The 10,905-nt window shown below is 68.2% G+C and carries 13 protein-coding genes and 1 pseudogene; 9 read left to right on the forward strand and 5 right to left on the reverse strand.

What is annotated here, in order from left to right; all coding sequences use genetic code 11:
- Positions 1–77: 77 nt before the first annotated feature.
- Positions 78–1,490 (reverse strand): aminotransferase-like domain-containing protein, encoded by a 1,413-nt coding sequence (locus tag ABD333_RS11050; RefSeq protein ID WP_344540215.1) that lies wholly within the window; start codon positions 1,488–1,490, stop codon positions 78–80.
- 126 nt (positions 1,491–1,616) lie between these two features.
- Here ABD333_RS11050 and ABD333_RS11055 point away from each other — a divergent pair, with 126 nt between their 5' ends.
- Positions 1,617–2,240 (forward strand): LysE family translocator, encoded by a 624-nt coding sequence (locus ABD333_RS11055; protein ID WP_344540216.1) that lies wholly within the window; start codon positions 1,617–1,619, stop codon positions 2,238–2,240.
- A 61-nt stretch (positions 2,241–2,301) separates the two neighbouring features.
- Here ABD333_RS11055 and folE read toward each other — a convergent pair whose 3' ends face one another.
- The gene (gene folE / locus ABD333_RS11060) at positions 2,302–2,826 is read right to left on the reverse strand and encodes a GTP cyclohydrolase I (RefSeq protein WP_344540217.1); all 525 of its coding nucleotides are present in this window, start codon (positions 2,824–2,826) and stop codon (positions 2,302–2,304) included.
- Positions 2,810–3,271, reverse strand: coding sequence for a DoxX family membrane protein (locus ABD333_RS11065; protein ID WP_344540218.1), 462 nt, complete (start codon positions 3,269–3,271; stop codon positions 2,810–2,812). Before ABD333_RS11065 ends, folE begins: the two co-directional genes overlap by 17 nt.
- Before the next feature lie 76 nt (positions 3,272–3,347).
- Here ABD333_RS11065 and ABD333_RS11070 point away from each other — a divergent pair, with 76 nt between their 5' ends.
- The 4 genes from ABD333_RS11070 to ABD333_RS11080 all read left to right on the forward strand — a co-directional run bounded on the left by ABD333_RS11070 (position 3,348) and on the right by ABD333_RS11080 (position 6,779).
- Positions 3,348–4,031: a helix-turn-helix transcriptional regulator gene (locus tag ABD333_RS11070; protein WP_344540219.1), complete on the forward strand. Its 684-nt coding sequence runs from the start codon at positions 3,348–3,350 to the stop codon at positions 4,029–4,031.
- A gap of 433 nt (positions 4,032–4,464) precedes the next feature.
- A complete protein-coding gene (locus ABD333_RS47485; protein ID WP_410556935.1) occupies positions 4,465–4,575 on the forward strand; it encodes a hypothetical protein in 111 nt (36 codons plus the stop codon).
- A 214-nt stretch (positions 4,576–4,789) separates the two neighbouring features.
- Positions 4,790–6,334, forward strand: a complete 1,545-nt coding sequence (locus ABD333_RS11075) for an MFS transporter (protein WP_344540220.1) — start codon at positions 4,790–4,792, stop codon at positions 6,332–6,334.
- Between the two features lie 196 nt (positions 6,335–6,530).
- Positions 6,531–6,779 (forward strand): hypothetical protein, encoded by a 249-nt coding sequence (locus ABD333_RS11080; RefSeq protein ID WP_344540221.1) that lies wholly within the window; start codon positions 6,531–6,533, stop codon positions 6,777–6,779.
- A gap of 131 nt (positions 6,780–6,910) precedes the next feature.
- Here the strand turns inward: ABD333_RS11080 and ABD333_RS11085 are convergent, their stop codons facing one another.
- Positions 6,911–7,381 (reverse strand): hypothetical protein, encoded by a 471-nt coding sequence (locus tag ABD333_RS11085; protein ID WP_344540222.1) that lies wholly within the window; start codon positions 7,379–7,381, stop codon positions 6,911–6,913.
- A gap of 253 nt (positions 7,382–7,634) precedes the next feature.
- On the opposite strand from ABD333_RS11085, the gene ABD333_RS11090 reads away from it, so the two are divergent.
- The gene (locus ABD333_RS11090) at positions 7,635–8,642 is read left to right on the forward strand and encodes a hypothetical protein (RefSeq protein ID WP_344540223.1); all 1,008 of its coding nucleotides are present in this window, start codon (positions 7,635–7,637) and stop codon (positions 8,640–8,642) included.
- Between the two features lie 32 nt (positions 8,643–8,674).
- On the opposite strand, the gene ABD333_RS11095 is transcribed toward ABD333_RS11090, so the two are convergent.
- Positions 8,675–8,968 (reverse strand): hypothetical protein, encoded by a 294-nt coding sequence (locus ABD333_RS11095; RefSeq protein WP_344540224.1) that lies wholly within the window; start codon positions 8,966–8,968, stop codon positions 8,675–8,677.
- Between the two features lie 120 nt (positions 8,969–9,088).
- Here ABD333_RS11095 and ABD333_RS47490 point away from each other — a divergent pair.
- The 3 genes and pseudogenes from ABD333_RS47490 to ABD333_RS11105 form a co-directional block, all read left to right on the forward strand.
- A pseudogene (locus ABD333_RS47490) lies at positions 9,089–9,526 on the forward strand (virulence activator alpha C-terminal domain-containing protein); the annotation flags it as partial.
- Between the two features lie 436 nt (positions 9,527–9,962).
- The gene (locus ABD333_RS11100) at positions 9,963–10,343 is read left to right on the forward strand and encodes a hypothetical protein (protein WP_344540225.1); all 381 of its coding nucleotides are present in this window, start codon (positions 9,963–9,965) and stop codon (positions 10,341–10,343) included.
- Positions 10,344–10,361: 18 nt separating this feature from the next.
- Positions 10,362–10,769 carry a hypothetical protein gene (locus ABD333_RS11105; RefSeq protein ID WP_344540226.1) on the forward strand — a complete coding sequence of 136 codons (408 nt, stop codon included), beginning with the start codon at positions 10,362–10,364 and terminating at the stop codon, positions 10,767–10,769.
- Positions 10,770–10,905: the final 136 nt, after the last annotated feature.

The raw sequence follows: 10,905 nt of genomic DNA on the forward strand, positions 1-10,905 counted from the left end.
ACGGCAGGCCGGCTCTAGTCAGATTCGACTTCCGTCGCCGAAAACCATCGGGGAACGGGGGTGCGGTGGCGAGCGGCCTAGCCGCGGTGGGCGAGGTCGTGTGCGGCGGCGCTCAGGCGGCGGACGCCCTCGGCCAGGTCGGTGAGTTCGGCGGCGGCGAAGCTGAGCCGCAGGTACGGTCCTTGCGGTTCGGCAGGGTAGAAGTCGTCGCCCGAGCTGACGACCACTCCGCGGGTACGTGCCGCATCCGCCAGTTCGGACGGGTTGCCCAGTGCGGCGGGCAGGCTCACCCACAGATGCAGACCGGCGTTCGGTAGGCGGGTGGACCAGTCCGGTAGGCGACGGGTCAGTTCGGCGGCCAGCGTGGCGCAGCGTTCGCGCAGCGCGTTGGCCAAACTCGACTGGTGGCGTTCCCAGGCGGGGGTACTGAGCAGTTCGACGGCCGCCTCCTGGAGGGGACGGGCGACGAAGAAGTCGTCGACATGGCGGATGGCCCGCAGGCGTGCCATCACGGGGCCGCGAGCGATCAGGGCGCCGATGCGCAGGCTCGGTGCCGCCGGCTTGGTCAGTGAGGTCAGGTAAATCACCGTGCCTTCGTGGTCGTCGGCGACCAGAGCGGGAGGCGGCGTGCCGCCGTGCCCGAGAAGCCGGGCGAAGTCGTCTTCGACGACGAAGGCGTCGACCGCGCGTGCCACATCGATGAGCTGGCGGCGCCGGTCGGCGGCCAGCACGGCACCCGTGGGATTGTGCAGTGCGGGCTGGCAGTACAGCAGGCGTGCGCCCGTCCTGGCGAACGCTTCGGCCAGCAGTTCCAGGCGGACGCCGTCGGCGTCCATGGGGACGGGCACGGGCCGCAGACCTGCCGCCCGGGCGGCGGCCAACGCCCCCGGATAGGTCGGTGACTCCATCAGGACCGGGCTGCCGGGCGGGATGATCGCGCGGAACACGATCGACAGCGCGCTTTGCCCGCCGCTGGTGACGAGCACGTCCTCGGGCGTTACCGCGCCGCCCGCAAGCCGGGCGAACACGGCGCGCAGGGACGCCAGGCCCGCCGTCGGCGCGCGGTCCCACGCGTCCGGCCTGCCCGCCGCACGTCTCATGGCGGCGACCAGTGCCGAGTCTGGCCGCAGTGAACGATGCAGGTAGCCGCCCGCCATGGTGATCGCGTCGCGGTGTGGTTCGTCCAGCAGGCGCCCCGCGGGCACCGGGCCGGTGTCGCGCCCGGCCAGGGTCACGGACTGCCAGGAGGTGTCGGCGACGCCGTCGTGGGGCGCGGTGCGCCGCGGCGCCACGAACGTGCCGCTGCCTGGGCGTGTCACCACAGCACCTTCGGCGGCCAGCCGCGCGATGGCGCGCGACACCGTCGCGGGACTGATCCCGTAGCGGTCGATCAGTTCGCGACTGCTGGACAGCCGGTCCCCGGGTGCCAGCTGATCGATCTCCATACGAAGATGATCGATCAACTCTTGGATAGTGCTACGCTTTGACATGAAGCTTAAAGATAGCGCTTCTCATGGCGACATGGAACCACTTCTCAGCCCGGCAGGCGCGCCCCTTCGCCGTTCCGGATCGACCGTGCTGTCGCCCGCAGCCCCGTGCCGGTCGCGGAGCGGCACATGATGGTGCCCCTCGACCTGCTGCTGCCGTTCCTGCTGGCCTCGACGTTGATCACGGTGGTGCCCGGCGCCGACATGGCGATCGTGACGCGCCACGTTCTGGTGGCCGGTCCACGGCTCGCCCAGAAGACGGTCTTCGGAAGCCTCAGCGGTCTGCTGGTGCACGGCCTGGCGCTGGCGGCGGGACTGTCGGCGCTGCTGGTGGCCTCCGCGACGGCGTACACCATCGTCAAGCTCGCCGGCGCCGCCTACCTGGTGTGGCTCGGCGTCCAGGCTCTGCGCGACGCCCGCAAGCCGCCCGGCATCGAACTCGCCGACGGCGCCCTGCCCCGCCGCGCCTACCTTCAGGGCCTCCTCACCACGGTGCTCAATCCCAAGCCCGCACTGTTCTTTCTGACCTTCCTGCCCCAATTCGTTGACCGCGGCCGACCCGTCCTTCCCCAGACGCTGACGCTCACCGCGCTGCACGTTCTGATCGGGCTGATCTGGCTTACCGCCTATGCCCACCTCATCGCGCGCGCCCGCCGCGTTCTGAACGGCCCTGGCGTGAAGGCCTGGCTTGAACGCGCGACCGGCGTGGCGTTCATCGCCCTCGGCCTGCGCGTCGCCGTCGAACGCCGCTGACCACCTCCACCGCACCGGGGTCTTCAGGCGCGCCCGTCGACAACGCTCGTGGTCGATTCAGCTAGCGGGTGGCCGAGGTGAACGCGAGGAACTCCTGGCGGGAGCGCGCGTCGTCGCGGAGCGCGCCGTGCAGGGTCGAGGTCACCGTGGCCGATCGGGCCGCCCGCACGCCGCGCAGGGACATGCACAGGTGCTCGGCCTCGATGACCACGCCGACCCCCTTGGGCGCCAGGTGTTCCTGCAGCCAGTCGGCGACCTGCTTGGTCAGCCGTTCCTGCACCTGCAGATCACGGGCGAACAGCTCCACCACCCGGGCCAGTTTCGACAGGCCGAGGATCCGTTCGCCCGGAAGGTATCCGATATGGGCGACACCTTGGAACGGCAGCAGATGGTGCTCGCACAGCGACTGCACCGGAATGTTCTTGGCCAGGACCAGTTCGTCGTAGCCTTCGTCGTTGGGAAAGGTGCGGCTCGCAGGTCGATGCCCGTTCGGCCGCCGGTCACCGTCTGCCGCAACTGCTGGATCGACGGCACCGGCGGCTCGGCGAAGACGTCGGGCTCCGCGACGCTCATCGACCGGCCCCATCTCCGTGCCGCCGGGTGCGCCCGACCGCGGGCCGGCCGGCGGCCAGCCGGAACAGGGCCACGGCACCGGCCAACAGCCCGGCGTCCCGCAGCGCCACGTCGTGGAAGTCTCCGAGGGTCAGCAGGTTGATGATGATCCCGGTCAGCCAGGCGGCCACCAGCAGGCCGCCGAACCGCGGCGCCGCCGCGACCACGAGCCCGGCGACGATCTCGACCACGCCGCTGGCGTACATGGCCTGCTGGGCGGTGCCCGGTACGAGATCGTCGATCCAGGGCGCGAGGTAGGCCGGCCAGTCGGCGAGCAGGCCGGTGAACTTGTCGAGCCCGAACGCGATCGGCGCCACGGTGAACACCACCCGCAGGACCAGGTACGCCTGGTAGCCCGGATCGGCCAGTGCTCCCCGGCCGGACGACCGTGGGACGGACGTGGGCGACTGTGCGGTCATGACGCCTCCTCTAACGACGACTCGTGTTAACGTTAGAACGTAATGAAGATTTCTTCAATAGAAATGGTTTTTAGAGATGGACGAGTCGCTGACCTCGCGGGTGTCGGCGGTGGCCGCCCTCGACGAGCCGACCCGGCGCAGGTTGTACGACCACGTGGTCCGGCAGCCGGCACCGGTCAGCCGCGACGCCGCCGCCGCGGCGCTGGGCTTGTCGCGCAGCACGGTGGTGTTCCATCTGGACCGCCTCGTCGGCCAGGGCCTGCTGGAGGTCGTGACCGAGCGCCGCACCGGAGGACCCGGCGCCGGCCGTCCTTCCAAGCTCTACCGGCGCGCCCCGCAGCAGATCGCGGTGTCGCTGCCCGACCGCCAGTACGAACTGGCCGGGCGCCTGCTGGCGACCGCCGTTCAGGAAGCCGAAGCCACCGGCCGTTCACCACGGACGATCCTCGACCGGCTCGCCCGCGAACTGGGAGAGGACATCGGCCGGGCATCACGCGAGGCCCACCCCGGCCCGGACGGCCGACCGGCCGTGCTGGACGTTCTGGAGGACTTCGGCTTCGAGCCGCAGGTGACCGATCCGGCGATCGTGCTGGGCAACTGCCCGTTCCACACGTTGGCGCGGCAACACACCGAGCTGGTGTGCGGCATGAACCTGTGCCTGCTCAGCGGACTCCTGGACGGCCTGGACGAGACCGGTATGACCGCTCAGCTCGACCCCGCACCCGACCGGTGCTGCGTACGTCTCCAGCCCACCCCGTGACAGCCTCCACCGGGTGGTCACGCGGTGCGCTACACGGCCATGTACGACCTCAAGAGGAAGCCTCGCTCCGCCGCGACGTACGACGATGAATTGTGGGGTCCTGATCAAGGTGGTTCCACCACCATGCGATGGAGCGCGCGGGCGGGCTGTGGTCGCCGCCTTCGACGAAGACCGCAAGATCGACCGAGTCGAAGAGGCCAGCGTGAACGCGAGCGACTTCGTGCGCGATGCCAGCTCGGCTCTAAAAGCGCGCTGCTTGAGCCGATATAGGAGGCGGGCCGGTCGATCCGCCGTCAGCTGCATCAGCTCATAGCCGTAGCGAGGCTGTGCCACGTCGTCGAAAAGCACGCAGCACAGTGGCAACGACGATCGTCACGCACGGCCGTGAGCTGCACCTGCAAACCGTGCCCCGGGCGGACGAGCGGTCTACGTGATGATCGGCGACGCCGGTAGGGTGTTCCAGATTGAGTCGCGCGTCCAGATGGCCAACCTGCCAAGGCTGCGGCCATGCGAGTTCTACGACCTGGTCGTTGTGGCCGACTAGGGGACGCATACCGCGACGTCCCGCCCGCTGGCGTCCGAACGAAGCCTGCGCCGTTGGAGCGTGACCTAGGTCGGATGACCGAGGCGGTGTGAGACCTTCGCCCGAGCCGGGCGGGATGCGGAATCGAGTGCCTGGTTGACGCCTTGTCTACTCGTAGGCGACCGGCCGCCCGCGCGGCTGGACGGCTGAGCCTCCGAACGAGGAAGGAACAGATATGGCGTCCGTCCGCAGGCGGTGGATCGGGTTGGTTGTTCTCACCCTGCCCACGCTGCTCATTTCGATCGACATGACCGTGCTGCATCTGGCGATCCCGCACCTCGGCGCCGACCTGAGCCCGACCGCGAACCAGTTGCTGTGGATCCTGGACATCTATGGCTTCATGATCGCGGGATTCCTCGTCAGCATGGGAGTGCTGGGGGACCGGATCGGGCGGCGCAAGGTGTTGCTGGCCGGCGCGGGCGCCTTCGGCGTCGCGTCCCTGCTGGCCGCGTACTCCACCAGTGCTGAAATGCTCATCGTGTCCCGCGCGCTGCTCGGCGTGGCGGGGGCGACGTTGATGCCGTCGACCATGTCGCTGATCCGCAACATGTTCACCGACGACGCGGAACGGACCAAGGCCTTGGCCGTCTGGATGGGCGGCTTCATGGTGGGTTCGGCGATCGGCCCCCTGGTCGGCGGGCTGCTTTTGGAGTTCTTCTGGTGGGGCTCGGTCTTCCTGCTGGGCGTGCCGGTGATGGCGATCCTGCTGCTCGCCGGGCCGTTCCTGTTGCCTGAGTACCGCGACCCGGAGGCCGGCCGGCTCGACCTGCTGAGCGCCGTCCTGTCGCTGGGCACGGTGCTATCGCTCATCTACGGGGTCAAGCGCATCGCTACGCACGGCACGGACGTGACGGTGGCGGTGTCCATCGTGGCCGGCGTTGCGCTCGGGGTCGCGTTCGTGCGCCGGCAGCGGCGCCTGCCCGACCCGATGATCGACCTGAGGCTGTTCCGCTACCGCAACTTCAGCATCTCGCTCGCCTCGTTGATGGTGGGGCTCGTCGCGATGGGCGGCGTGATGCTCTTCGTCAACCAGTACTTGCAGCTGGTCCGGGGGCTGTCGCCCTTGGAAGCGGGTCTGTGGATGCTGCCGCAGGCCGCTGCGGTGCTCCTGAGCACGCAGTTCGCGCCGAGGGTCGCCGGCAGGTTCCGTCCGGCGGTGGTGCTGGCGGGTTCGATGGGCGTCGTGGCGTTCGGGGTGCTGCTGATCAGCACCGGCAGCCTGGCGTGGGTGATCACCGGGCTGGTCGTGATGGGTCTGGGCTTCGGCCCATGGATCCTGCTGGCGATCGACCGGATCATCTCCACGGCACCGCCGGAGCGCGCCGGCGCGGCCTCGGCGATCTCGGAGACCGGCCAGGAGTTCGGGCTCGCCGCCGGGCTGGCGTTGCTCGGCAGCCTGGGAACGGCGATCTACCGCGGCGACCTGAGCGACTCCCTTCCGGCCGGGGTCCCGCCCGCCGCCGAGAGCGCGGCCCGGGAGAGTCTCGCCGGTGCTGTGGAGGCCGCCGAACGGCTTCCCGGAACGGCCGGCGTCGAGATGCTGGACGCCGCACGGGACGCCTTCACCACCGGCCTGCAGGTGACGACTCTGATCAGCGCCGCCATCGTCGCCGCCGGAGCCGTCGTGATCGGTCTGCTGACCCGCCACGAGCAGGCACCCGTCCCTGTGGAGACCGACAGCACGACGGACACGCAGGAGGCCCCAGATGTCCTCGTCTGATTGAGCCGGACGCCGTTGACAAGCGTGGCGACGGCGAACGTGAGGCTCCGCCCGCTCATGCAGACGATTTGAGTGTCCTGATCGACACGACGGCAGTCGAGCAGAGACCGGGTCATGGGGTGGAGGGCGTTGACCAGCCGGCGGTGAGGCGGCGGCCGCCGATGGGGACGCGAGGCCTTGCAGAAGGAGGCTGCCGATGATGACGAACGTCATGACGCACAGCACGATGCTGGCGTCATCGTCGCCCATCTTCTTGAACGCCAGCAGCCCGAACACGATCGAACGAGGCCACATGAGGCCGAACCTGAGCACCAGCTCGGTGAGCGTGCCGAACACGAACCACATGATCATTGTGGTGATCACGCTGAGGTCGTCGACGGCGGACAGCTCGGCGTGCGTGATGTCAGTGTGCATGTCGCGGTCGCCCACGCGCCCGAGCTTGTAGGCGATTCCCGCGATGAACGCGGCGACGAAGCCGTTGCCGCCGACTCCCACAGCGAGAGCGTAGGTGACAGCGGGACCAGGACCATGGCGATGCGGATGGAGGAGACCTCGGTCCATCCGGCCGTGACGGATCTACGGAGCGCGAACCCGGTGACCGCGCCGACCGGGACGCCGATCAGCACGGCGTACAGGGCGGCGGGACCGGCGTGCTCCAGCGCCTCGGCGGGGATCTGCTCGTGCCCCGATACGCCGAGCATCATGCGCGAACGCGAACACGGGGGAGAAGATCCCGTCGTTGTAGCCGCTCTCGACGGCCAGGACATGCCGCAGCCGGCGGGGCAGGCGGTCGTCTCTGGGCGGCCGGGCGGCGGGGGCGAAGTCGACGGGCATCACGACGCAGGCGATCGCGAGGGCGACCGCCCACGACGAGCCGCCGAGCAGGAACAGGCCGAGTGCGAACGCGGTGGCCGGCGACAGCGGGAGAGCGATGAACAGGAGGCGCACGGCGATGGCGCGTTCACCACCGAGGATCACCGGCCTGCAGTGCCTGGGGCAACCGGCGAACAACATCGCGAGCGGAGCAGCCGGAATCGGCGCGGTCACCGGCGCCCTTGGGCTGGGCAACAACAGCCAATGCGGAGACGCCAACGGTGGATCTCGTCCGTCAGGACTGCTCAACGGCGTGTTCTGAACCGCTGTTTAGCCACCGACGAGGCACGGCCGATGCCGCGCGTCCTGCGTTCGCAGCGGCGGGGCACCAGGGCGAACGAGACCGCGCCAGCTAGCCGCACCGAGCTCGGCAACATCCTCGTTGCGGAGACCTTCGGAGTACGCGCGCCGCCATTAAGCTCCTGCCATGCCAGCGGATGAGAGGCGACCTGTTGAGAACAAGGCGGTACCGCAGGATCCGGTCAGGCTCACCACCTCCGCTTGCAGTGCCGCGGAGCTAGAACATCGATTGTCTCAAACCGTCGCCCATCGCGGATGGTCTGAATTGAGTCGAATTTTCGCCAGCTGTGACGATGAACTGGTCAAGTATGTCGCCGGGATGCTCACTACGGGCCGTTTCGTAGACCGGCTCCTCCAGGATTTCACGTGCTATCGAGCTGCCGAAGAGCGGGAGCGGCGGGAGCATCGCGAGGAGTGGCAACGTGTTACAGGCTCGGGACGTTGGGAACCCCAGGGCATGCTCGAAGAGCGTTCCTGGGCCGACCTCACATTGAAGGTACGTTCAGTTGTCAACAGCAGTGATGATGGTTCTGCGCTCGTAAGCCTTGTCTTCTGCCATCCAGACTCACTCGTTTTCCGTGACCTCCGGCGCAATTACGCTTACCTGAACCTGCGGTCGGGAACGAGCTGGGATCTGCATTTCGCGGGATACCAGTTGACGGGGCTACGTGTCAGCATCGCGCCGAGCGTACTGGGCGTCCCACAGTGGCGGTTCAACGCAACCGAATTTTGGAGAGTCATGGTCACCCTCCATGATGAACACGCCGCTGCGCTCGCGAACCTGGATACCGCTGAGGGCGGGTCACCATGGCGGTTCTCCGGAACAGCGGACTTGGTGAGCTTCATGGCGTACCGAGATCTGCCCGGACTGATCGACTGGCCGTCGCTGCGTTCGGTTCGGCTTCTCGATGCGCAGGGCGCCTACATCGACAAGAGCCTGGGGCAGATCGTTGAGGTCATGAGCGACTGGCGCGATGACGACCCAGAAGTGCGGGACTTCGCGCCGGGTGAAATCCGGCACGACGGGATCTCCGTTCTTCAGTTGCGTCCTGCGCTCATCGCCACCGCGGGTGTGCTCACGGGCGGGGTTGCGAGCAACACAGCCTATGACTTGCTGAAACAACTTCTAGGCTAGGACCAGCGGCACGTTGGTCGGCGCCAATGCCGTCAGTCTTGGGCTTCCAGAACGCTCAAGCCAAGCTGAATGAAGTAGCAGGCGAACCGCGGCGATGGAGTTTCCGGACGCTGGCCCCATACGCTGCCGAGGGCGCGGATCCCCCCACCGGCCTCCCGGAACAGGTACCCGTGGTACCGGTTCACCAGGAAGTTCTTCTTCCTCTGACTGCCCTCACCGTGCGACACCCGCCACCAGTGCTTGCTGCGGTTGCACCGCTGCATCGTCGGGAACGAGCTCCTGGACGACGCGAGGCACTTCTTGGTCTTCTTGTTCTGCAGCGCCACGAACGGCATGGGCGGGCTGGCTGCTGAATAGGACACCAGCTGCTGCGATCGCGGTGAGCGCGAGCACTGTTCGTTGGTTCTCCATGCACCTTCTCTTTCGTGTCGTGCGCAACGGGGCACATGGCCACCTCCGGTTTGCGCGACGACTCCGGCAGCCGGAGCACTCACCACCTCGTACGCGGTCCTCTCTCTGCTGGGCGTGCGATCCTGGACCACCTACGAGCTCAAGCAGCAGATGGACCGCAGCCTGCGGTCGACGTAGCCGCGCGCGGCCAGCGTGCTCTACGAGGAGCCGAAGAAGCTGGTGGAACGCGGCCTGGCCCCACATTCGAGGCCCTGGTGAAGGTGGCCTTCGCCGACCACGGCGCCCTGGAGCAACTGCGCGCCACCCTGCGCCAGATCCGCACCCACGCCGAACGGCGGCTGGCCGCCACCGCCGACCAGATGGCCGACTACGAAACGACCGGCGGCCCTTACCCGCACCGGCTTCCGGTAATCGCGCTGACCGCGCGGCTGCTGCGCGAGCAAAACGAGCTGCAGCTGCGCTGGGCGCAATGGGCCGAGGCCGAGGTCGCTACGTGGACGGGCGTCACCCCGGAGACCGGCGCCCGGGTACCCCCGACGCGTTCAGCGACGAGTGAGCCCGGCCAGGGCCACGTGGGGCCCGACTCCGCTGCTGACAGGCGAGCCGCGCTCATGGCTGGCATCTACCAGATCGCCTTCGCGCTCGACGTGTCCGAGAAACGCCAACAACGCGCCGACAATCACTCGTGCCGCCGCGCCGGCACGCCCTGTATGGCGCGCGAGTCGGCGAGGCCGGTTCCGGCTCGTGCATCGTGCGCTGAGGCCCTACGAGGCGTGCACGCAGAGACAATGACGCTCCGTTCCGAACGGCTCAGACTCCCCTTAGTCAGAACCGTCCGCGGAGAGGAGCGCACAAATGCCGAGACTCCCGTCGAGATCCAGGCCAAGCCCCGCACGCCGGATCCTCGCCATGGCCGCCTGGGTGCCGGTTGCGGCGGCCGGCACCATCGCCGTCCATCCCGGCGCTCATGCGGCGGTCGTCCGCCCGGCCCTTGGGCAGGCGGGGCCGATCAGTATCAGCAACGGCTGGACGCAGTCGTTCTTCACGCCTTCCAGCCAGCAGATGTGCTTCAAGGCCTACAAGTCGGGCTCGGGCGGCACCTACAACATCGAATTCAGGGAGGACCTGTCGGGTCCCTTCTTCGACCGGATCTGGACCAGCCCCACCTACAGCGGCCGCGCCCAAGCCTGCACGCCGTGGTACTACCGCAGCCAGGCCTGGGTTTACGGGTCTGTTACGCAGCGCGGCGTCGCCGGTCTCGTCGTCGACTTCTGGTTCTACTGGAACTAGCGGCAAAGGAGTGGATGAATGATCGGCAAAGCCGCTCTGGTCGCACCGATGATGGTCGGTGCCCTGCTCGTCGCCGCTCCCGCTGACGCGGCCTCCGCACGCCGCGGGCAGGCCGGTCCGTACGATCTCAACGCCGGCGGTCGGGCACCGAACGCATCGGCCGCCACGCCCTCGTTCGACTCCCTCAGCCAGCAGATCTGCTACTCCACCCGTATCAACACCTCAGGAGCCGAGCCTTACCGCATCCAGCTCCAGGTGTCCGCGGGCGTCCTGTACCAGACGGTGTGGAACAGCCCGTACACCACTGGGGCGACAAGTGGATGCAGTCCCTGGCACTACAAGCACGGCCAATTCCGTGGCCGCCTGTCCAGCTGCACGACCGCCTGTCCCAACGTTACGGCGAGATTCTGGCTCTACTGGAACTGACAGGGCATTCGGTGAGAGCGAAGCCCGCTGCGCATGGACACTCTGTGCGCAGCGGGCGTTCGGGGTGATGGTTCAGGCCGCGCCGGCGCGCTGGCGGTGACTGGAAGCTTCCGTGCCGGACGGTGGCGGGCGGGTT

This window comes from Actinomadura fulvescens, assembly GCF_039533225.1.
GTDB classification, from domain to species: Bacteria; Actinomycetota; Actinomycetes; order Streptosporangiales; family Streptosporangiaceae; genus Spirillospora; species Spirillospora fulvescens.